Genomic DNA, 20702 nt, shown 5'->3' with positions numbered 1-20702 from the left:
CGAGCACCGCCCCTCAGGTCGACGTCTACGCCGAGACGACACTGCGCACCTATGTGCTGGACACGTCGGTGCTGCTGTCGGATCCGAGGGCCATGAAGCGCTTCGCTGAGCATGCGGTCGTGCTCCCCGTGGTGGTGATCACCGAGCTGGAGGCCAAGCGGCATCACCCTGAGCTCGGCTACTTCGCGCGCTCGGCGCTGCGCATGCTCGACGAGCTGCGCATCGCGCACGGCACGCTCGATCAGCCCGTGCCGATCAACTCCGCGGCGGGCACCTTGCGCGTCGAGCTGAACCACACGGACCAGGAGGTGCTGCCGAGCGGCTTCCGCCTGGGCGACAACGACACCCGGATTCTGGCTGTGGCCGCGAACCTGCGCGCCGAGGGCGAGGCGGTGGTGGTCGTCTCGAAGGACCTGCCGATGCGCGTCAAGGCGTCGGCGCTGGGCATCGAGGCCGAGGAGTATCGCGCGGAGCTTGCGGTCGAGTCCGGCTGGACCGGCATGCGAGAGCTCCAGCTCAGCGACGAGCAGATGGGCGCACTGTACGAGACCGAGCACCTGGACGCCCCTGACCCGGCGCTGTGCGGCGAGGACGTGGCGAGCCTGCCGGTGCACACGGGCCTCGTGATCCACTCGCCGCGCGGGTCGGCGCTCGGCCGCGTCACCGATGAAGGCGCGGTCAAGCTCGTGCGCGGCGACCAGGAGGTCTTCGGCGTCCACGGACGAAGCGCCGAGCAGCGCATCGCGATCGACCTGCTCCTGGACGACTCGGTCGGCATCGTGTCGATGGGCGGCCGTGCGGGCACGGGCAAGAGCGCGCTCGCGCTGTGCGCGGGCCTCGAGGCGGTCATGGAGCGCCGTCAGCACAAGAAGATCATGGTGTTCCGCCCGCTGTACGCGGTGGGAGGTCAGGACCTCGGCTACCTGCCCGGAGACGCCGGCGAGAAGATGAACCCGTGGGCTCAGGCGGTGTTCGACACCCTCGGCGCGATGGTCAGCTCTGAGGTGGTCGAGGAGGTCATGGCGCGCGGCATGCTCGAGGTGCTGCCCTTGACCCACATCCGCGGGCGCTCCCTGCACGATGCGTTCGTGATCGTGGACGAGGCGCAGTCGCTCGAGCGCAACGTCCTGCTGACCATGCTGAGCCGCATCGGGCAGGACTCGCGCGTGGTCCTCACTCATGACGTCGCGCAGCGGGACAACCTGCGCGTGGGTCGCCACGACGGCATCGCGGCAGTCATCGAGGCGCTCAAGGGCCACCCGCTGTTCGCGCACGTCACGCTCGAGCGCTCGGAGCGGTCGGCGGTGGCGGCGCTGGTGACCGACATGCTCGAGCGGCTCGACCTGTAGCCACGAGCCGGGCACGCGCCCGGCGAACCGTGCCAGCACGGCGAGAGCCCCCGCCGCCCCTGCTCAGCGCGGGGCGACGGGGGCTCTTATGGCGCGTCTTACGCGGCGTCGGAGGCCGTGAACTCCTCGAGCTCCGTGGCGGGGTCGCCGTCCAGGATCTGCTCGAGCATCGGCACGAACGCGTCGATCGAGTACAGGATCGACGAGGGCGAGTTGGCGAAGAAGGCGCCCTCGAGGATCGGGTCGGTGAGCCACAGGTTGCCGCCCACCTGGGTGGTGTTCAGCGAGTCGAACAGCGGCAGCCCCACGAGCGCGTCGCGAGCCTCGGGGGTGGTGGCCACCTGCCACACGATCGAGTCCAGGTCGCCCAGCACGGTGTCGAGCTGTTCGGCGCTGATCTGCATCCACGCGGCCTCGGTGCCCTCGATCGAGGCCACGTCCAGGCCGACGTTCGCGAGGAACTGGTTGCGGGTGTCACCCGCGGCGTAGACGAAGGCCTGACCCTCGTAGTATCCGCCCACCTGCGAGGTGAGGCCGTCCCACTCGGGGTGCGCGTCGCGCACCGCGGCGAAGGCGGCGTCGATCTCCGCGAGGACCTCTTCGGCCACCTCGGAGGTGCCGGTGGCCTGCGCGAGCAGCGTGAGCTCGTCGGCGAGGCTGACGCCCCACTCGTGGGTCTCGTTGCCGTCCGAGTCGGTCGCGGGGCGGGTCACCACGGGTGCGATGGCGGAGAGCAGGTCGTACTCCTCCTGCGTCATGGTGTGGTTCGGGTACGTTGCGACGATGAGGTCGGGCTCGAAGCTTGCGATGAGCTCGGCGTCGTACACGGTGGAGCCCGGCTCGAAGAGCTCGGGCTCGGCGCCGGCGGCGATGCGGTCGGCGTCGGCCCAGGGGCCGGTGCCGTTGTCGTAGCCCTGCCAGCTCACGGGCACGGCGACCGGCGCGACGCCCAGCGCGTACAGGTACTCGTGCTCGTGCGAGCCGAGGGTGACGACGCGCGTGGGCTCGGAGTCGATGGTGACCTCGCCCATGACGGTGTCGAGAGTCACGGGGAAGGCCGCCGACGCAGTCTCCTCGGGCGACGTTTCGGTGGCGGTGGGGGACGACTCGGGCTCCGAGGTGGAGCATGCTGCCAGGACGATCGCGGCCGCTGCCGCGATCGCTGCCGCGCTGAAGCGGCGAGTGGTGGTGTGCATGGCTTTCCTTTCGTGGGGTGTGGCTGAGGGTGAGGTGACGTTCAGTCGCCAGGCCCGACGCTGGGGCCGGGCTGGGGGTCGTGGCCGCCGGGGGCGTGCGCGGGGACGATGACGGGGGTGCCGGTGACGGGATCGGGCAGCACGCGTACGTCGAGCCCGAACACGTCGCCGACGAGCTGCTCCGTGAGTACCTCGGAGGGCGCGCCGCTGGCTGCGACTTCGCCGCCCGACATGGCGATCACGTGGGAGGCGTAACGCGCGGCCTGGTGCAGGTCGTGCACCACCATCACGATCGTGCGGCCTTGGCGGTGGTGCAGGCGGTGCAGCAGGTCCAGCACCTCGTACTGGTGCGCGATGTCGAGGAAGGTGGTGGGCTCGTCGAGCAGCATGATCGGGGTGTCCTGCGCGAGCGCCATGGCGATCCACGCGCGCTGGCGCTGGCCCCCGGAGAGCTCGTCGACGGCCTCGTCCGCGATCGCGGTCAGTCCGGTCGAGTGCAGTGCGGACATGACCGACGTCTCGTCCTCGGCGCTCCACGGGCGCAGCACCTTCTGGTGCGGCGTGCGACCGCGGGCCACGAGCTCGCGCACGGTGATCCCTGCGGGGGCGATGGGTGACTGCGGGAGCAGGCCGACGCGGCGGGCGACCTCGCGTGTGGGGATGCGCTGGATGTCCTCGCCGTCGAGCAGCACGGAACCCTCGCTGGGGGACAGGAGGCGCGCGAGCGCGCGCAGCAGCGTGGACTTGCCGCAGCCGTTGGGGCCGACGATCGCGGTGATCGCGCCGTCGGGGATGTCGACGTCGACTCCCTTGACGATCGGTGCTCCGCCGTAGCCGACGACGGCGTGCTGGGTGACGAGCCTGGTCATGACGGTCCTCCTCGGGAGGCGCGCCACACCAACCACAGCAGGTAGGGCGCGCCGACGGCGGCGGTGAAGATGCCGACGGGAAGCTGGAGCGTGGCGGGCATCTGCTGCGCGAGCTGATCTGCGGCGAGCAGCAGGGCCGCGCCCATGAGCGCGGACGGGATGAGCGTCACGCCGGCGCTGCGGGTGACGCGCAGCGCGAGCGCGGGGGCGACGAGGGCAATGAAGCCGATGGGTCCGGTGACGGCGACTGCGGCGGCGGCGAGCAGTACGGAGCACACCGCGAGCACGGCTCGCGAGCGTGCCACGTGAATGCCGAGCGCTGTGGCCGTGTCGTCGCCCATCTCGAGCGTGCGCAGGGCGCGGGCGTGCCACAGCACGATCGGGGCGAGCGCTGCCAGCACGACGACCGCGACGGTCACGTGGGTCCACGTGCGTCCGGTGACTGAGCCGACGAGCCATCCCAGGGCGTTGCCCGCGTCGTGCACATCCATGCGCGTGAGCAGGTACTGGGTCGTGGACTGCGCCACGAAACCCATGCCGATTCCCGCGAGGATGAGTCGCAGCGGCACGATGCCGCGGCGCCACGACAGCAGCAGGATCAGACCTGACACAATCAGGGCGCCGGCGATGGCGCCGCCTGCGATGACCCACAGCGAGCTCGCGCTGACGAGCCAGATGGTGAGTACCGCGCCCGTGCCGGCCCCTGCGGAGATGCCGATGAAGTCTGGTGACGCGAGAGGGTTGCGGGTGAGCGACTGCATGATCGCGCCCGCGAGGCCGAGCATCGCGCCGACGAGGATCGCGGTCAGCGCGCGAGGCGCCCGCACCTGGCCGACGATGAAGTCGGTGGGCGACCCGACGGGGATGCCGACGGCGGCTTTGAGCGCGTCGAGCACGGTGATGTCGGCGCGACCGATCATGAGCGCGAGCACGAACAGGCCCAGCACGAGTGCGAGCAGCGCGAGGCCGACGGCGAAGGTGCGGCGGTGGGTCGTGATGCCCAGCGGCCCGAGGCGGAGGATCCTCACAGCTCCACCACCTTCATGCGCCGGGCCATGAGCGCGAAGATGATGCCTCCGAGGAAAGCAGTCGTGATGCCGACGCCGATCTCGGACGGGTACGCGATCACACGGCCGATGACGTCGCACACGAGCACCAGCGCGGCGCCGCCGAAGGCGCTGACGACGATCAGCCACGGCAGCGAGGCGCCGACGAGCGCGCGCGCGAGATGGGGAACCGCGAGGCCGACGAAGACGATGGGGCCTGCGGCGGCCGTCGCAGCGCCCGCGAGCAGCGTCACGACCACGATGATGAGCGCGCGCGTCCCGCCGATGCGGACGCCGAGCGCGCGGGCGGCGTCCTCGCCGAGCGCGATGGCCTGCAGCTGGCGCGAGGCCAGCAGCCCCACGAGGACTGCCATGCCGACGATGAAGCCGAGGGCAGTGAGGTCGTAGTTCTGGCGTCCCGTGAGCGAGCCGGCGACCCACAGGCGGAACTGGTCGAGAGTCTCGTCGTTGAGCAGCAGCACCGCGTTCGTGATCGAGGTGACGAGTGCCGTGAAGGCGACGCCGGCGAGGGCGAGCCGCACCGGTGCGCCCGCGGCGGCTCCGAGGGCTCCGATCGAGTACACGATGACGGCGGCGATGCCTGCGCCGAGGAACGCGACCCACACCTGCGTCCCGAACGTGGTGGCGATGCCCGTGGACAGGGCGATCACGACGGCGAGAGAGGCTCCGGCGTTGATGCCGAGCAGTCCCGGATCGGCGAACGGGTTGCGCGTGAGGGACTGCATGAGCGCTCCCGCGACGCCCAGCGCGGAGCCGGCGACCACGCCGACCAGGGTGCGCGAGACTCGCAGGTCGGCGACGATGAGCTGCTCAGGGTCCTCGGGGTCGAGGTTCGTCAGAGCCTGCCACACGGTGCCGAGGTCGATCGCGCGCGAGCCGATGGCGAGCGACAGCGCGACCGCGGCGACGAGCACGATCGCGGCGGCGATCGCGATCAGGGCACGCGTGCGCATGAGGCTCCTTCGGGGGCGCTGGACTGCGCGCGGCGCGCGCGGTGAGGCCTGCCTAACCTAGCCCATCCGAAGGCATTAACGCAACGAGAGCGTTTGCAAAATGCCGGCGCCCTGAACGGCGCCGCTCCTGCTAACCCGCGGGGTGCGCGTGCGAGCCGTCGACGGCGGGTCCCGGCTCGTCGTAGTCGAACGTCGGGGCAGGACACGCGTCCACAGGCACGTCCACGTCGATCCCGTACAGCGCGCGGATCGCGCCCAGGTAGCGGTCGGCCTCGCCAGCCCGGGCATGCTCGCGCGCCCGGATCGTGGGGGTGTGCAGCAGCGTCTTCGCGAAGCGTCGCAGCGCCTGTTCCGTCTGCTGCGCCGCTGCCTGCGCGGCCGCATCGGCGTCGGCCGAGGGCTGCACCCTCGCGAGCTCGCGCTCGAGCAGCCCGAAGACGTGCTCGCGCAGCGCGACGATGGCCGGGTCGAGCGTCCGCTCGGACTCACCGTCGCCCAGGCGCGCGACTGCGTGAGCGACGATCGCGCGAGCCGCCTCGAGCGACTCCACCGACTCGCCTGGCGCGCGCCGGCCCACGTCCTCCAGGTTGATGACGCGCACGCCGCTCAGTTCCTCCACGCCGGGAGCGACATCGCGATGCAGGGCGAGGTCGACGACGGTGAGGGGATGCTCGGCACCGGTGCGCGCACCCGCGACGAGTGCCGTGGTGAGCACGATCTGCTCGCCGCCCGAGCACGCATAGATGACATCTGCGGCGCCCACGGCCCGTTCCAGCTCACCAGCCTCCACGACCGGGATGCGGTGGCGCGCCCCGAACTGCGCGCCCCGCCCCGAGGGCGAATGCACGCCCGCGACGATCGCGCCGCGCGAGCGCAACGTGGCGACGCCGCTCTCCGCGAGTGCGCCGGTGCCGACGATCAGCGTGCGGGCTCCAGCCCAGGCGACCGACTCGTCGGCGATGTCCAGGGCGACGGAGACGACGGACCGGCCCGAGGCGCCCACGCCCGTGGTCGAGGCGACGACGCGCGACGTGCGCAGGGCCGACTGGAAGAGGCGGTCGAGCCGCGCCGAGATGTGGTGACGCTGCTGCGCATCCAGGTGCGCGCGTCGGACCTGTCCCGAGATCTCGCGCTCGCCCACGACCATCGACTCGAGGCCCGAGGCGACGGACATGAGGTGCTGGACGGCGTCGTCGCCCTCGTAGGTGACGAGCGCGTCGGCGACCGCGGACTGGGGCAGACCCGAGGTCTGGGCGAGGCGGGCGACCACGTGCGAGCGAGCCGCCTCGGGGTCGTCGGTGTCCAGGTAGATCTCGAAGCGATTGCACGTGGGCAGGACGACGGCGCCCAAGATGGGGGAGTCCTCGCCCACGGCCGCCGATCCGAGCGAGTCTGCGCCGAGGCTCAGCTGCTCCAGGATCGCGAGCTCGCGCGTGCGGTGCGAGGCGACGAGGGACATCAACATGGTCCGTCCATTCTGACACGCGCCCAGAAGGGGGCAGAATCGGACACTATGAGTGCGCACCTGCTTCCCGCCGATCACCCGCTCGTCACCGGCGCGACGGCGGACGCGCCCCTCCTCGCCGCGCTCACGGGCCGCGACAGTGCGCATCGGCCGGTGTGGTTCATGCGCCAGGCGGGCCGTTCGCTGCCCGAGTACCGTGCCGCGCGCGTCGGCACGACGATGCTCGAGGCCTGCTTCACACCCGAGCTCGCCGCCGAGATCACGGTGCAGCCCGTGCGCCGCTACGGCGTCGACGCCGGAATCTTCTACTCGGACATCGTGGTGCCGCTCAAGGCCGCCGGCGTGGATGTGGACATCGCGCCGGGCGTGGGCCCGGTGTTCGCCAAGCCGATCCGCTCGCTCGCCGACGTGGAGGCTCTCCCCGAGCTCGGCGCAGACGGGGACGGCGGCACGCTCGACGCGGGTCTCGAGTCCGTGCGCCAGGGCGTGAGGCTCGCGGCGACCGAGCTGGGATCGACGCCCCTGATCGGCTTCGCAGGCGCCCCCTTCACCCTCGCGGCCTACATGGTCGAGGGGCGACCGTCGCGCGATCACCTCGCGGCGCGCGAGCTCATGTACGCCGACCCCGACGCGTGGCAGGGCCTCGTCGCGTGGGTCTCCGCGCTCGCGGGCCGGTTCCTGCGGGCCCAGGTGATGGCGGGCGCCTCCGCAGTGCAGCTGTTCGATTCGTGGGCGGGGGCGCTGTCCGACCGCGACTACCAGGAGCACTGCGCGTGGGGATCGGCGCAGGCGCTCGGCGCTGTCGAGGACCTGCCGGTGCCGCGCATCCACTTCGCCACCGCCGCGAGCCACCTGCTGACCTCGCTCGCGCAGGCCGGCGCGACGGCCGTGGGGGTGGACTACCGCACCCCGCTCGACGAGGCGGCTGCGGTCCTGCCCGACGTTCCCCTGCAGGGCAACATCAACCCGGCCCTGCTCGGCGCCCCGTGGGAGGTGCTCGAGTCGCACGTGCAGGACGTGATCACGCGAGGCGGCATCGCAGCGGGGCACGTGGTGAACCTGGGACACGGCATGCCTCCCCACGCTGACCCCGAGGTGGTGGCGCGCGTCGTCGAGTACGTGCACACGCATGGCTGACCCGCTTCCACAGCGCCGGACCGTCGCGGTCGTCGGCGGTGGGGTCGCCGGCCTGCTCGCCGCACGCCGTCGCGCGGCTCGCGGTGACGTGGTGACGATCCTCGAGGCCACCGAGTCGCTCGGAGGCAGGGTGTCGAGGATCGAGGTCGACGGACTGGAGCTGGACGCGGGCGCGGAGTCCTTCGCCACACGGGGCGGCTCCGTCGAGAGACTGCTCGCCGAGCTGGGCCTGTCCGACGCGGTGGCCGAGCCCTCGCCGACGCCGGCCTGGGTCGTGGGGCGCGGCGTCGCGCACGCGCTCCCTGCGTCGGGCTGGATGGGCGTGCCCACGGATCCCTTCGCGCCCGACGTCGTGGCCGCGATCGGGCGCCTCGGCTCGCTGCGCCTGGCGATGGACCGCTGGCTGCCCGTCCGCGTGGTCGCGCCCGACGCGACGGCCGCCGGCGTGTTTCGGCGCCGGCTCGGGAGGCGCGCGACCGCGCGCCTCGTCGGTCCCGTGGTGAGGGGCATCTATTCGAAGCCGCTCGACGCGCTCCCGTTCTCCGTGCTCGGGCCGGATGTCGCATCGGACCTCGTTGCGAGGGGAGGGCTGCTCGCCCTGGCCGCCGCGCGCCGCGCCGCCGCCCCTGCGGGCGCGGCCGTGCTCGGCCTCGAGGGAGGAGTGGCCACGCTCGCCGAGGCGCTCGGCGACGACGCGCGCCGGCTCGGCGTGGCCGTGCGCACCGGGGTGCGCGTGACCGAGGTGCGCGCCGCGTCGGGCGTGTGGGAGGTCGAGACTGGCGTGGATGCCGCACCCATCCGCGTGGACGAGGTCGTCATCGCGGTGCCGCCGGCCGCTGCCGCGCGCATCGCGCCCGCGTTCGCGCCCACGGGTGCGTCGACGGGTCGGGCCGTGCTCGTGACCCTCGTGCTCGACGCGCCCATGCTCGACGCCGCGCCGCGCGGCAACGGCGTGCTTGCACTGCCAGGACTCGCGCGTGCCAAGGCTCTCACCCACGCCACCGCGAAGTGGCCGTGGCTCGCCGCGCGCACCGGCGGGCGTCACGTGGTGCGGCTGTCGTATGACGCGAGTGCGTGCGCGGGGCTCGACGAGGGCGCTCCCGCGGAGGCGCCCGGTTCGCTCGCAGGTGCCGCGCTCGCGGATGCCTCGGCGCTGCTCGGCGTGCCTCTCGGGCCGCCGCAGCTGCGGGACATCGCGGTGGTGTCATGGCCGGACTCGTCGCCGTTGAGGGACGTCGACGCGCGGCCCGCGCCTGGCCTCACGCTCGTGGGGTCCGCCGCAGGCTTGAGCGGGATCGCCGCGATCGTCGCCGCCGATTTCGTTTTGAGTGATTCACAAGAGAGGATGACGGCATGACCGATCATGCTGACGGATTCACCTTGTTCTCCGTGCTGGACGGACTGCTGGACGCGCCCGACGAGGAGCTCGCCGAGGTCGTCGAGCACTTCGATGCGGCCGTCGCCGAGCTCGCCGAGCACGACGTCACCCTGCGCGGCATCTACGACGTCTCCGGCCTGCGCGCCGACGGCACCGTGATGCTGTGGCTGCACGGACCTGCGCTCGAGGATCTGCAGCTCGCGCTGCGCGAGCTGCGCGCCACGGAACTGCTCGCCGACACCACCCTCACGTGGTCGGCCGCAGGAGTGCACCGTGACGCCGAGTTCAACAAGCGCCACGTCCCCGGCTTCCTGCGCGGCGAGCCCGCGCGCGACTGGCTCACGGTGTATCCGTTCGTGCGCTCGTACGAGTGGTACCTGCTGCCGGAGGAGGAGCGCTCGGCGATGCTGCGCGACCACGGCATCAAGGGATCGCAGTTCAAGGGCGTCATCGCCAACACCGTCGCCGCTTTCGCGCTCGGCGACTACGAGTGGCTGCTGCCCATGGAGGCCGACGACGTCACCGAGCTCGTCGACATGATGCGCGAGCTGCGCTACACGGAGGCGCGCCGCCACGTGCGCGAGGAGCTGCCGTTCTACACCGGTCGCCGCGTGACGACCGCGGAGGCCGTCGAGGTGCTCGCCTCATGACCGAGACCCTGCCCCCGCTCGCCGCGTCCGAGCGGACCGTCGAGCCGACCACGTACGACTGCATCCTCCTCGCAGGCTTCGGCGGCCCCGAGGGACAGGACGACGTGATCCCGTACCTGCGCAACGTCACGCGCGGACGCGGCATCCCGGACGAGCGTCTCGAGGAGGTCTCGCACCACTACCGCCACTTCGGCGGCATCAGCCCCATCAACCAGCAGAACCGCGACCTCAAGGCCGCGCTCGAGGGCGAGATCGCCGCGCGCGGGCTCGATCTGCCCGTGTACTGGGGCAATCGCTTCTGGGCGCCGTACTTCTCCGATGCGCTCAAGGAGCTCCACGCCGACGGGCACCGCAAGGTGCTCGTGCTCGTCACCACCGCGTTCTCGTCGTACTCGGGCTGCCGCGCGTACCGCGAGGACCTCGCAGAGGCGCTCGCGCAGGCGGGGCTCGAGGGCGAGCTCGAGCTGGACAAGGTGCGCCAGTACTTCGACCACCCCGGCTTCGTCGAGCCGAACGTGGAGGCCGTGCGCGCGGGGCTGCGCGAACTCGCGGCGCAGGGAAAGGGGGGCGAAGTGCACGTGATGTTCGCGACGCACTCGATCCCCACGTCGGCCGCGTCGGTCTCCGGGCCGCGCGAGTCGCTGCCCGACGGCACGCCCGTCGAGGTGGGCGGCGAGAACGAGTGGTACGCCGGCGGCGGGTGGTACGCCGAGCAGCAGCGCGCCGTCGCCGCGCTCGTGATGGACAGGATCGCCGACGAGTTCCCCGGCGTGCCGCACTCGCTCGTGTATCAGTCCCGCTCGGGCGACCCGCGCGTGCCGTGGCTCGAGCCCGACATCAACGACGCGATCGAGGCGCTCCCGGAGTCCGTCAGCGGCCTCGTCGTCTCGCCGCTCGGCTTCGTCTCGGACCACATGGAAGTCATCTGGGACCTGGACAACGAGGCGCAGGAGACGTGCGACGAGCGCGGGCTCACGATGGTGCGCGTGCCCACGGTCGGCGTGGACCCCGCGTTCGTCTCGGGGCTCATCGACCTGGTCGAGGAACGCCACGTGGCTCCCGGCGGGACCGCACGCGACCGGGTCGCGCTCACCGCGCTCGGGCCCTGGCAGGACGTGTGCCCCACCGACTGCTGCCTGGGCCGCGCCGCCAAGCCGACCGTCGCGTCGCAGTAGCCGTACGCCGCGTCGGGCGGGCAGAACCGCCGCCCGACGCGTCGCACCGTGCTGCCGTGCGCGGCCCCGGGTTTGCCGCCGACCGCTTGGTAGCCTTGCGCCGTGTCGGTCTCCGAGCTGTCGTCCAGCGCCCAGAACTACCTGAAGGCCGTGTGGGGACTCCAGGAGTGGACCGACGCGCCCGTGACGCCGACCGCGCTCGCGGAGAAGGTAGGGGTCGGCAAGTCCACCGTGTCCGACGCGGTGCGGCGGCTCTCTGAGCAGGGCCTGCTCGCGCACACTCCGTACGGCTCCGTTGAACTCACCACGCGAGGTCGCGCCTATGCCGTCGCCATGGTGCGCAGGCACCGCCTCATCGAGACGTTCCTCGTGGAGATGCTCGGCTACCGCTGGGATCAGGTGCACGACGAAGCCGAGACGCTCGAGCACGCCGTGTCCGACTTCATGGTCGACCGCATCGACCAGCGCCTGGGCCACCCCTCACGCGACCCGCACGGCGACCCGATCCCGAGCGCGGAGGGCGTGCTCGACGCGCCCGACGCGCACCTGCTCACCGAGGTCGTGCCGCCCGCGCGGGTGAGGGTCGAGCGCATCTCCGACGACGACCCCGAGCTGCTCAAGTTCTTCGCGCATCAGGGCGTGCACATCGGCGCCGTGCTGTCCCTCAAGCCAGGTGCGCCGTTCTCCGGTGCCGTCGAACTCGTCGACGACGCCGGTCACGCCATCACCCTGGGGCGTTCCGCCACCGACGCCGTGTGGGTGACCAGGGCCTAGCCGAGAGCGTCCTCACGCCGGTCGCTGCGGCGCTCAGCTGCGCGCGGCCTCCTCGAAGGCCCGACGCGGCTCCTGGAGGCGCCCCATGGAGACCATGTCGCGGCGGAAGAACAGTGCGGTCGTCCAGTCGAGCGCGACCCGGGCCTTGCGGTTGAAGGTGGGGATCTGCAGCAGGTGGTACGTGCGGTGCATGACCCACGCGGGCCAGCCGCGCAGCTTGATGCCCATCGTGGAGGCGACGCCCTTGTTCAGGCCGAGCGACGCGACGAGCCCCAGGTGCTTGTGCTTGTACTGCTTCAGCTCGCGTCCCGCGAGGTGAGCGGCGAGATTGGCGCCCAGGTGACGCGCCTGACGCACCGCGTGCTGCGCGGAGGGGGCGCACCAGTCACCCTCGCCCTCGACGAGGTTGGGGACCTGAGCGCAGTCGCCTGCCGCCCACACACCCGGCACGACCTCGCCGTCCTCGGTGACGACCTGCAAGGTCGCGGAGGCGCTCACGTGTCCCTTGGGGCCGAGCGGCAGGTCCGACTCGGCGAGCACCGGCGCGGGCCTCACCCCTGCGGTCCACACGACGGTGTCCGCTTCGAACTCCTCGCCGTTGGACAGCTTCACGTGGCCGTTCTCGCAGCCCTCGAGTCGTGTCTCGAGCAGGACGCGCATGCCGCGCCTCTCGAGCTCCTTGACGGTGTAGTCGCCCATGTCGGGACCCATCTCGGGGAGGATGCGGCCCATGGCCTCGACCATGACGAAGTGGAGATCCTCGTCGGACAGCTCGGGGTAGTACCGCAGTGCGGCCCGCGCCATGTCCTCGGTTTCGGCGAACGCCTCGACCCCCGCGAAGCCGCCCCCGACGAACACGAACGTCAGCAGGCGCTTGCGAAGGTCGGGGTCGGTGGTGGTCGCGGCGCGCGCGATGCGGCCCAGCACGCGGTTGCGCACCGCCGAGGCCTCCTCGACGTACTTGAAGCCGATGGCGAAGTCCGCGAGTCCCGGAATCGGGAGCGTGCGCGACACGGAGCCGAGCGCGATGACGAGTTCGTCGTACTCGAGGCTCAGTTCGTCGCCGATGTCGGTCGCGGCCGTGACGGTGCGGTCAGCGTGACGGATCCCGGTCACCTTGCCCTGGAGCACCTTGACGCCCTTGAGCTCGCGCCGCAGCGGCACCACGGCGTGGCGCGGCTCGATGGAGCCCGCGCCCGCCTCCGGCAGGAACGGCGCGTACGTCATGTAGGGGCGGCGGTCGAGCAGCGTGATGTCGACGGTGCCGCGCGCCTTGCGCTTGAGGGTGAGGGCGGTGAACAGGCCGACGTAGCCGCCGCCCAGGATGAGGACTCGGGTGCGAGACATGGGAACCTCCTGCGGATGACAACCAGGGACCTGCCCGTGGTTGTTCCGCCCACGCAGCCGTCCCGCGGCCGTGCGTGGTGATGTGCGCAATTCTACGCGGCGCGTCGGGACCTAGGTCCCGCGCCCGGTGCGCATCACCGCTCGCGCGCTCAGCGTCCCGTCATCGTGGTCACGTCGAGCAGCGCGTCGAGCTGCTCGACGTCGATCTCGCCGCGCTCGACGAAACCGAGATCGATCGTGGCCTCGCGGACCGTCATGCCCTTCTTGACGGCGTGCTTCGCGATCGCCGCGGCGTTCTCGTAGCCGATGACACGGTTGAGCGGGGTGACGATGCTGGGGCTGGCCTCGGCGAGGAAGCGCGCGCGCTCCTCGTTGGCGGTGATGCCGTCGATCGTGCGGTCCGCGAGCACCCGAGAGGAGTTCGCGAGCAGTCGCATCGACTCGAGCACTCCGAGAGCGATGACGGGGATCTGCACATTGAGCTCGAACGAGCCGGAGGCGCCGGCCCACGCGACCGTCGCGTCGTTGCCGATCACGCGCGCGCAGACCATCAGCACGGCCTCGGGCACCACGGGGTTGACCTTGCCGGGCATGATCGACGAGCCGGGCTGCAGATCCGGGAGCGCGATCTCGCCCAGTCCCGTGTTGGGCCCCGAGCCCATCCACCGCAGGTCGTTGCAGATCTTGGTGAGGCTGACGGCGATCACGCGCAGCGCGCCCGAGACCTCGACGAGCGCGTCGCGCGCGGACTGCGCCTCGAAGTGGTCGCGCGCCTCGGTGATCGGCAGCGCCGTGTCCTCGGCGAGCAGCGCGATGACGCGCTGCGGGAAGCCCTCGGGTGTGTTGATGCCCGTCCCGACGGCGGTGCCGCCGAGGGGAACTTCGGCAACGCGGGGGAGGGCGACGAGCAGGCGCTCGATGCCGAGGCGCACGGCCGCGGCGTAGCCGCCGAACTCCTGGCCCAGCGTCACGGGGGTCGCGTCCATGAGGTGCGTGCGGCCCGACTTCACGACGTCGGCGAACTCCACCGACTTGGCCTCGAGCGACGTCGCGAGGTGCTCCAGCGCGGGCACCAGGTCACCGACGAGCGTGGCTGCGGCGGCCACGTGCACGGAGGTGGGGAAGACGTCGTTGGACGACTGCGAGCAGTTGACGTGATCGTTCGGGTGCACGTCGCGGCCAAGGCGGCGCGTCGCCAGCGTCGCGATGACCTCGTTGGTGTTCATGTTCGAGGACGTGCCCGAGCCGGTTTGGAACACGTCGACGGGGAAGTGCCCGTCGTGCTCGCCGGAGGCGACCTCGTCGGCTGCGGCGACGATCGCGTCGGCGATGTCCGCGTCCAAGACCCCGAGCTCGGCGTTGGCGCGCGCTGCCGCCTTCTTCACGCGCGCGAGGGCCTCGATGTGGCGCCGTTCGAGCGTCATCCCGGAGATGGGGAAGTTCTCGACGGCCCGCTGGGTCTGTGCGCGGTAGAGGGCGTCGGCGGGGACCCGCACCTCTCCCATGGTGTCGTGCTCGATCCTGAACTCCGTTGTCATGGCGCCATTCTTACAGGACGCACCGACGGTGGCGACCAGCGCCCAGCTCCCGGGAAGCCCCTCGGGGGTCAGGCCTCGCCGAGCTCCGCGGAGGTGGGTGGGTTGGCACCCGCGCGCGAGACCGTGACGGCGGCGATGCGCGCGCACCGCTCAAGGATGGGCTTCAGCGTCGCGGGGGACAGGGAGCGCAGCGCGTCTCGGTGCGAGGCGCCGAGCAGGCCGGCGGACCACAGTCCGTCGATCAGCCCGCCCATGAAGGAGTCGCCGGCGCCGACGGTGTCCACCACCGTGACCGCGGGGGCGGGCACGTCCACCCGCTCGCCTGAAGCGAGGAACGCACTCGCTCCGTCGCCGCCTCGCGTGACGATCACGACCGCCGGGCCGAGCGCGACCCAGGCCTGGCACACCTCTTCGGGCGTCTGCCCCTCGGCGAGCCACGCGAGGTCTTCGTCCGAGACCTTCACCACATCTGACAGCGCCACCATCGACTCGATCACGGGACGCGCCTCGTCGGCGGTCCCCATGAGGGCGGGACGCGCATTCGGGTCGTACGTGATCGTCGCCTCGCTGCGGAGCTCGGCGGCAAGACGCCGCACATCCGTCGCGCCGGGCTCGATCACCGCCGCGATCGAGCCCGTGTGGAGCACCGCGGGCGCGGGCCGGGGCGCCGCCGCTGGCGACACATGCCACGCGAGGTCGAACACGTAGGTGGCGGCGCCGTCCGCGTCGAGCACGGCAGTCGCGGCCGAGGTGCGCGCCGCGTCGGTGCTTCCGGGCGCGAGCGTGACGCCCGACGCGGCGAGATGCGCCGCGACCGCGGCACCTGGCTCGTCGGTGCCCAGGTGAGTGAGCAGCTCGGCGTCCCGGCCGAGCCGCGCGAGCGTGAGCGCGACGTTCGCAGGCGATCCGCCAGGGACGCGATCCTCGGATCCGTCGGCGCGATACACGATGTCGACGAGCGCCTCGCCGACGACGAGCGCGTGGCTCATGACTCCTCCTCATCCTCGTCGCCGGGCACGACGCCGATCACGCCCGCATCGGCCGGATCCTCACCGCGTGCCTCGCCGATGCGTGTCGCGGCGCCGTCGAGCAGCGCCTGGCAGTGGGCCGCGAGGGCCTCGCCTCGCTCCCACAGACCCAGGGAATCGTCGAGGGTCGCGCTGCCTCCTTCGAGGCGCGCCACGATGGCGATGAGCTCGTCGCGCGCCTCCTCATAGCTGAGCGCGGCCACGTCTTCGGGAATCGGCTTCGACACGCCGCCCACCGTATCGCGTCATGATTCGCCATGTCGGCACTCTCATGGTGTGACGGCTCGAGTCCCCGGGCCGTCCCCGCGTGCTCGATGGCGAGCGTGCGGAGGGGGACGACACAACGGAGTGATCGATGTTCTCGGATAACTACACGCAAGACACGGCCCTGGCGCGCGCAGGCGTGCTCGACGAGGAGAGCGCCACCGTCGATGAGCTGGCGCAGGCGTCGCGCTCGGAGGAAGCCCGTGTGCGCGTCGTCGCCGCACGGCACGCCCGCACGCCACTGCTGAGCCTGCTCAAGCTCTCGGACGACGAAGCGACCTCGGTGCGCGTCGCGCTCGCGAGCAACGCGCGCGCCGACGTGCCCGAGGATGTCTGGGACCGGCTCGCGCACGACAAGCAGGTCGACGTGCTCATCGCGCTTGCCGGCAACACGGCCATCCCCGCGGCCGTGCTGCGACGCCTCGCACTGCACCGCGACCGCGACGTCGCTGCGGCAGCACGCCACCAGTACGCGGGGCAGGGCGGCGTCAAGGGCGTCCTGGCCAAGCTGACTGGCGGCTGAGCGTTCAAGCGCCGGGTGGGCATGCGCCCGACGCTGAGACGGCTACCCGCCCGACGCGCTTGACGCCGAGGTCACCTGGGCCTTCAACTCGCCACGGGCGAGGCGCACGTGAAGCGGCGTGCCCACCGCGACGGTCGACGCGTCGCGCACGACCGCGCCCGCGTCGTCGCGGATCACGGCGTAGCCGCGGTCGAGCGTCGCCTGCGGGCTGAGCGCCCGCAGGCTCGCCGTGAGTTCACGCACTGCGGCATCGGCCGCGGTGAGGAGCCGCACGAGCGCCTCGCCTGAGGCGCGCCGCGTGCTCGTGAGGCGCTCGCGATGCGGATCGAGCATGCGCAGCGGATGCGCGAGCACAGGTCGGGTCAGGAATGCCTCGAGGCCTCGGCGCTCGCGCTCCACGCGGGCCGCGACCGCCGCTGCGGCGAGCGCGCGTGCACCCTCGAGCTCGCGGCGCTCCTGCGCGACGTCCGGCACGATGCGCTTGCCTGCGTCGGTGGGAGTGGAGGCGCGGTAGTCCGCCACCAGGTCCAGCAGCGGGGAGTCTCTCTCGTGCCCGATCGCGCTGACCACAGGCGTGTCCACTTCCGCGATGGCGCGCACCAGCTCCTCATCGCTGAATGCGAGCAGGTCCTCGAACGCGCCGCCGCCGCGGGCGACGACGATCACCTCGACCTCGGGCTTCGCGTCGAGCTCGCGCACGGCCGCGAGCACCTCCGGGACCGCGCGCGGGCCTTGCACTGTCACGCGACGGATCTCGAACCGCACCGCGGGCCAGCGCCGCTGAGCGTTCTCGACGACGTCGTGCTCCGCGTCGCCCTGGGTCGCGCACACGAGTCCCACCACGCGCGGCAGGAAGGGGAGCGGGACTTTGCGCGCCGGATCGAACAGTCCCTCGTCGGCGAGCGCGGCCTTGAGCAGCTCGATCCGCGCGAGCAGATCTCCCAGGCCCACCGTGCGCACCTCGCGGCCCTTCATCTGCAGCGAACCCGACTTGGTCCACCACTGCGGCTTGGCGTGCACCACCACCCGCGCGCCGTCCTCGAGGGGCGTGCCCAGCGCGTCGACTGCCGCGGCGGGCAGCGTCGCGCCCAGCGACATGTTCTCGTCGGTGTCCCGAAGTGTGAGGAACACCAGGTCCCGCCAGCGCTTGACCCCCAGCACTTGACCCTCGACCCACACGGGAGACATCCGAGCGATGTACTCGCCGATCTTGGGACTCAGATGCCGCACCGGCCACGGGCGATCGGCCGAGGTCTCGGCCGCCGTGCCGGGAAGTGTGACGGGTGCGCCTGCGCCACCGACGGCGTCCGCGGCGTCCCGGCCGGGAAGCGACGCGGCGCCTCGGTCGTTGTCCTCGTAGATGCCGTCACCGCCGCTCACGCCCACCAGCCTGCCACGTAGGATGTCAGCCATGCCCAGCACCGCCGAGAAGAAGGTCCTGCTCGCCGCTCCCCGCGGGTACTGCGCGGGCGTGGACCGCGCCGTGATCGCCGTCGAGAAGGCTCTCGAGCTCCACGGAGCGCCCATCTATGTGCGCAAGGAGATCGTGCACAACAAGTACGTCGTGGAGACGCTGTCCGAGCGTGGCGCGATCTTCGTCGAGGAGACGGACGAGGTGCCCGAGGGTGCGCGCGTCGTGTTCTCCGCTCACGGCGTCTCGCCTGCGGTGCGGGAGTCTGCCGATTCGCGCAACCTGCTGACGATCGACGCGACCTGCCCGCTCGTGACGAAGGTGCACAAGGAGGCCGTGCGCTTCGCGAAGTCGAATCAGACCATCCTGCTCATCGGCCACACGGGTCACGAGGAGGTCGAGGGCACTGCGGGCGAGGCTCCCGAGCACACGATCGTCGTGAACTCTCCCGAGGATGCGGACCTCATCGAGGTGCCTGACCCTGACAACGTCGTGTGGCTGTCGCAGACCACGCTCTCGGTCGACGAGACCATGGAGACGGTGCGCCGACTGCGCGAGCGCTTCCCGAACCTGCAGGACCCGCCGAGCGACGACATCTGCTACGCCACGCAGAACCGCCAGGTCGCGGTGAAGAAGATCGCGCCCCAGGCCGATCTGGTGATCGTGGTCGGCTCGGCGAACTCCTCCAACTCGGTCCGCCTCGTCGAGGTCGCTCTGCAGTCGGGTGCGGGAGCCTCCCACCGCATCGACCGCGCGACGGAGATCGACCCCGCCTGGTTCGACGGCGTCGCGACCGTAGGCGTCACCTCGGGCGCCTCGGTGCCGGAGATCCTGGTGCGCGACGTGCTGGACGCTCTCGCGACCCGCGGCTACGAGACGGTCGAGGAGGTCCGGACGGCGACGGAGGACCTCATGTTCTCGCTGCCACGCGAGATCCGTGCCGACCTCAAGGCCAAGGAGGCCGCCACGCGCGCCTGAAGCGTGTGCGTCACGCGTCTGAGTCAGGATCCGCCTCAGTCGTCCCGCCCTCCACGAGCTCCGGCGCGGTGAGCTGCCGTACCGTCCCCTCGACCTCGCGCGTCTCGAAGGCGTCGTCGAGCCGCTGCAGCGACGCGAACCTGCGGGCTTGCGGCAGGACGCTGCGCTCCATCGACCCGATCGTGCGGTTGTAGGCCTCTCCCGCTTGGTCGATCGCCTTGCCGACCTTCGCAAGGTGGTCGCCCATGGTCGAGAGCCGCTTGTACAGCTCCTGACCCGTGTCCAGGACCTCCTGCGCGTTCTGTGCGAGCGCCTCCGCCTTCCACGTGTGCGCGACGGTGCGCAACATCGCCACGAGCACGGTGGGTGTCGCGATGATCACTCCCTGGTCGTACGCGTCCGTCATCAGGTGCGGGTCGTGCTCGGTGGCGACCTGCAGGAAGGACTCCGCGGGAAGGAAGAGCACGGAGAAGTCCACGGCGGAGCCGAACTGCTCCCGGTAGGCCTTCGAGCTGAGCTCCTTGACGCGCTGCCTCACGTTCCGCACGTGGCGCTCGGCGTGCTCCTGCGCGTGGTCGGGGTCCGCATCCATGTCGAGCAGCGCGTCCAGCGGCGTCTTCGCGTCCACCACGATCCGGCGTCCGCCCGCGAGCGTGACGATCATGTCGGGACGCAGCCGTGCGCCCTCCGCGGTCGTGTCCGACGACTGCTCGTCGAAGTCGACGCCGTTGACGAGGCCGGCCACCTCGACGACGCGCCTGAGATGCAGCTCGCCCCAGCGCCCCCTCACCTCAGGGCGACGCAGCGCGCTGCGCAGGCTCTCGGTCTGCTTGCCCAGCTGCTCCGAGCTCTCGAGCATGCGCCGCACCTGCTCCGACAGCTGCGCCTGGGACTGGGCACGTGCGCGGTCCGCCTCCGTGGTCTGACGCCTCACCTCGTCGAGCGCCTTGGTCATCGGTTCGACGAGGCGCCGCACCGCCTGCTCGCGCTTGGCCGATTCGGCCTCCGCCGCAACCCTCTCCCGCGACAGTCGCTCCTCCGCGGCGGCGAGCAGCGTCCGCTGACTGCGGTCCAGCACCTCCGAGGACAGCGCCTGGAACTGCGCGCGCAGCGTCTCGTGATCCCCTCGCAACTGAGCCACGTATCTCTCGTGCTCGGCGCGAAGGTCCGTCTCGCGTCGGGCGGATGCGGCGACCTCCGATTCGAGGCGAGCGCGGACGCCTGAGGCGCGCGCCCCCACCACGAGCGCCGCGATGAGCGCGCCCAGCGCGGCGCCGACGAATGCTCCGATGACGATCTCCATGCGGCCACTGTGGCATCCGTCCCTGACATCCGCGTCTCAAGGCCGAGGATTCCTGCGCAAAGGTCCCAATAGCGCAGGATTTCCCGCATTCAGTGCCAGTTCGGTTACATTTAGGCCACGAAACATCGTGATTTCGCGATCTGTAACGCAGGCGTCACAGAAGGCTACCTACGATGTTCGGCACGCGGGGAGACACCCCGTGGCAAGCGTGCGCGCCCCGGCGGGGAACCACATCAGCGACACTGGGGCCGCGACACGATGATGGAAAGGAGTCGAGTATGAAGCTCGGCGCATGGA

General features: G+C 71.5%; 19 protein-coding genes. 8 read left to right on the top strand and 11 right to left on the bottom strand.

Annotated elements, in window-relative coordinates:
- The first annotated feature begins 92 nt into the window (after window positions 1-92).
- The gene (locus B7K21_RS08840; RefSeq protein ID WP_144016191.1) at window positions 93-1349 is read left to right on the top strand and encodes a PhoH family protein; all 1257 of its coding nucleotides are present in this window, start codon (window positions 93-95) and stop codon (window positions 1347-1349) included.
- Window positions 1350-1447: 98 nt separating this feature from the next.
- Here the strand turns inward: B7K21_RS08840 and B7K21_RS08835 are convergent, their stop codons facing one another.
- From B7K21_RS08835 to B7K21_RS08815, 5 genes are all read right to left on the bottom strand, one after another.
- Window positions 1448-2545, bottom strand: a complete 1098-nt coding sequence (locus tag B7K21_RS08835) for an ABC transporter substrate-binding protein (RefSeq protein ID WP_084075078.1) — start codon at window positions 2543-2545, stop codon at window positions 1448-1450.
- A gap of 41 nt (window positions 2546-2586) precedes the next feature.
- Window positions 2587-3414, bottom strand: coding sequence for an ABC transporter ATP-binding protein (locus B7K21_RS08830; RefSeq protein ID WP_084075077.1), 828 nt, complete (start codon window positions 3412-3414; stop codon window positions 2587-2589).
- Window positions 3411-4442 carry an iron chelate uptake ABC transporter family permease subunit gene (locus tag B7K21_RS08825; protein WP_084075076.1) on the bottom strand — a complete coding sequence of 344 codons (1032 nt, stop codon included), beginning with the start codon at window positions 4440-4442 and terminating at the stop codon, window positions 3411-3413. Before B7K21_RS08825 ends, B7K21_RS08830 begins: the two co-directional genes overlap by 4 nt.
- Window positions 4439-5434, bottom strand: a complete 996-nt coding sequence (locus tag B7K21_RS08820) for an iron ABC transporter permease (RefSeq protein WP_084075075.1) — start codon at window positions 5432-5434, stop codon at window positions 4439-4441. The genes B7K21_RS08825 and B7K21_RS08820 overlap by 4 nt, the downstream gene beginning before the upstream one ends.
- 130 nt (window positions 5435-5564) lie before the next feature.
- Window positions 5565-6899 carry a glutamyl-tRNA reductase gene (locus B7K21_RS08815; RefSeq protein ID WP_159448462.1) on the bottom strand — a complete coding sequence of 445 codons (1335 nt, stop codon included), beginning with the start codon at window positions 6897-6899 and terminating at the stop codon, window positions 5565-5567.
- Between the two features lie 48 nt (window positions 6900-6947).
- On the opposite strand from B7K21_RS08815, the gene hemE reads away from it, so the two are divergent.
- From hemE to B7K21_RS08790, 5 genes are all read left to right on the top strand, one after another.
- Window positions 6948-8036 (top strand): uroporphyrinogen decarboxylase, encoded by a 1089-nt coding sequence (gene hemE, locus B7K21_RS08810; RefSeq protein WP_084075465.1) that lies wholly within the window; start codon window positions 6948-6950, stop codon window positions 8034-8036.
- Window positions 8029-9393: an NAD(P)/FAD-dependent oxidoreductase gene (locus B7K21_RS08805; protein ID WP_084075074.1), complete on the top strand. Its 1365-nt coding sequence runs from the start codon at window positions 8029-8031 to the stop codon at window positions 9391-9393. Before hemE ends, B7K21_RS08805 begins: the two co-directional genes overlap by 8 nt.
- Entirely contained in the window at window positions 9390-10064 is a 675-nt protein-coding gene (hemQ, locus tag B7K21_RS08800; protein ID WP_084075073.1) for a hydrogen peroxide-dependent heme synthase, read from the top strand. Before B7K21_RS08805 ends, hemQ begins: the two co-directional genes overlap by 4 nt.
- The gene (locus tag B7K21_RS08795) at window positions 10061-11239 is read left to right on the top strand and encodes a ferrochelatase (RefSeq protein ID WP_084075072.1); all 1179 of its coding nucleotides are present in this window, start codon (window positions 10061-10063) and stop codon (window positions 11237-11239) included. The genes hemQ and B7K21_RS08795 overlap by 4 nt, the downstream gene beginning before the upstream one ends.
- A gap of 102 nt (window positions 11240-11341) precedes the next feature.
- A complete protein-coding gene (locus B7K21_RS08790; protein ID WP_084075071.1) occupies window positions 11342-12013 on the top strand; it encodes a metal-dependent transcriptional regulator in 672 nt (223 codons plus the stop codon).
- Window positions 12014-12046: 33 nt separating this feature from the next.
- Here the strand turns inward: B7K21_RS08790 and B7K21_RS08785 are convergent, their stop codons facing one another.
- From B7K21_RS08785 to B7K21_RS08770, 4 genes are all read right to left on the bottom strand, one after another.
- The gene (locus B7K21_RS08785; RefSeq protein WP_084075070.1) at window positions 12047-13360 is read right to left on the bottom strand and encodes an NAD(P)/FAD-dependent oxidoreductase; all 1314 of its coding nucleotides are present in this window, start codon (window positions 13358-13360) and stop codon (window positions 12047-12049) included.
- A 149-nt stretch (window positions 13361-13509) separates the two neighbouring features.
- Window positions 13510-14898: an aspartate ammonia-lyase gene (locus B7K21_RS08780; protein ID WP_084075069.1), complete on the bottom strand. Its 1389-nt coding sequence runs from the start codon at window positions 14896-14898 to the stop codon at window positions 13510-13512.
- A 68-nt stretch (window positions 14899-14966) separates the two neighbouring features.
- Complete coding sequence (locus B7K21_RS08775; protein WP_084075068.1) at window positions 14967-15887, bottom strand: carbohydrate kinase; 921 nt, start codon at window positions 15885-15887, stop codon at window positions 14967-14969.
- Complete coding sequence (locus tag B7K21_RS08770) at window positions 15884-16153, bottom strand: exodeoxyribonuclease VII small subunit (RefSeq protein WP_084075464.1); 270 nt, start codon at window positions 16151-16153, stop codon at window positions 15884-15886. Before B7K21_RS08770 ends, B7K21_RS08775 begins: the two co-directional genes overlap by 4 nt.
- Window positions 16154-16281: 128 nt before the next feature.
- Between B7K21_RS08770 and B7K21_RS08765 the strand changes: the two genes are divergently transcribed.
- Entirely contained in the window at window positions 16282-16713 is a 432-nt protein-coding gene (locus B7K21_RS08765; RefSeq protein ID WP_084075067.1) for a hypothetical protein, read from the top strand.
- A gap of 42 nt (window positions 16714-16755) precedes the next feature.
- On the opposite strand, the gene xseA is transcribed toward B7K21_RS08765, so the two are convergent.
- On the bottom strand, window positions 16756-18126 hold the full coding sequence (gene xseA / locus B7K21_RS08760; RefSeq protein WP_084075463.1) for an exodeoxyribonuclease VII large subunit: 1371 nt from the start codon (window positions 18124-18126) through the stop codon (window positions 16756-16758).
- Between xseA and B7K21_RS08755 the strand changes: the two genes are divergently transcribed.
- Window positions 18125-19102 (top strand): 4-hydroxy-3-methylbut-2-enyl diphosphate reductase, encoded by a 978-nt coding sequence (locus B7K21_RS08755; RefSeq protein WP_373994282.1) that lies wholly within the window; start codon window positions 18125-18127, stop codon window positions 19100-19102. The two genes, xseA and B7K21_RS08755, sit on opposite strands and share 2 nt — an antisense overlap.
- Before the next feature lie 10 nt (window positions 19103-19112).
- Here B7K21_RS08755 and rmuC read toward each other — a convergent pair whose 3' ends face one another.
- Entirely contained in the window at window positions 19113-20405 is a 1293-nt protein-coding gene (rmuC, locus tag B7K21_RS08750) for a DNA recombination protein RmuC (protein WP_084075065.1), read from the bottom strand.
- Between the last annotated feature and the right edge of the window lie 297 nt (window positions 20406-20702).

Source organism: Demequina sp. NBRC 110052, from assembly GCF_002090075.1.
Classification (GTDB): domain Bacteria; phylum Actinomycetota; class Actinomycetes; order Actinomycetales; family Demequinaceae; genus Demequina.
Note: the sequence above shows the minus strand (reverse complement) of the source record. Positions and strands in the feature narration are given on the sequence as shown.

Coding starts and splice junctions, on each gene's coding strand:
- B7K21_RS08815 (WP_159448462.1), bottom strand. CDS start 6,899: ATGTTGATGTCCCTCGTCGCCTCGCACCGCACGCGCGAGCTCGCGATC.
- B7K21_RS08805 (WP_084075074.1), top strand. CDS start 8,029: ATGGCTGACCCGCTTCCACAGCGCCGGACCGTCGCGGTCGTCGGCGGT.
- B7K21_RS08840 (WP_144016191.1), top strand. CDS start 93: ATGAAGCGCTTCGCTGAGCATGCGGTCGTGCTCCCCGTGGTGGTGATC.
- B7K21_RS08765 (WP_084075067.1), top strand. CDS start 16,282: ATGTTCTCGGATAACTACACGCAAGACACGGCCCTGGCGCGCGCAGGC.
- B7K21_RS08785 (WP_084075070.1), bottom strand. CDS start 13,360: ATGTCTCGCACCCGAGTCCTCATCCTGGGCGGCGGCTACGTCGGCCTG.
- xseA (WP_084075463.1), bottom strand. CDS start 18,126: ATGGCTGACATCCTACGTGGCAGGCTGGTGGGCGTGAGCGGCGGTGAC.
- B7K21_RS08835 (WP_084075078.1), bottom strand. CDS start 2,545: ATGCACACCACCACTCGCCGCTTCAGCGCGGCAGCGATCGCGGCAGCG.
- B7K21_RS08780 (WP_084075069.1), bottom strand. CDS start 14,898: ATGACAACGGAGTTCAGGATCGAGCACGACACCATGGGAGAGGTGCGG.
- hemE (WP_084075465.1), top strand. CDS start 6,948: ATGAGTGCGCACCTGCTTCCCGCCGATCACCCGCTCGTCACCGGCGCG.
- hemQ (WP_084075073.1), top strand. CDS start 9,390: ATGACCGATCATGCTGACGGATTCACCTTGTTCTCCGTGCTGGACGGA.
- B7K21_RS08820 (WP_084075075.1), bottom strand. CDS start 5,434: ATGCGCACGCGTGCCCTGATCGCGATCGCCGCCGCGATCGTGCTCGTC.
- B7K21_RS08755 (WP_373994282.1), top strand. CDS start 18,125: ATGCCCAGCACCGCCGAGAAGAAGGTCCTGCTCGCCGCTCCCCGCGGG.
- B7K21_RS08775 (WP_084075068.1), bottom strand. CDS start 15,887: ATGAGCCACGCGCTCGTCGTCGGCGAGGCGCTCGTCGACATCGTGTAT.
- B7K21_RS08795 (WP_084075072.1), top strand. CDS start 10,061: ATGACCGAGACCCTGCCCCCGCTCGCCGCGTCCGAGCGGACCGTCGAG.
- rmuC (WP_084075065.1), bottom strand. CDS start 20,405: ATGGAGATCGTCATCGGAGCATTCGTCGGCGCCGCGCTGGGCGCGCTC.
- B7K21_RS08830 (WP_084075077.1), bottom strand. CDS start 3,414: ATGACCAGGCTCGTCACCCAGCACGCCGTCGTCGGCTACGGCGGAGCA.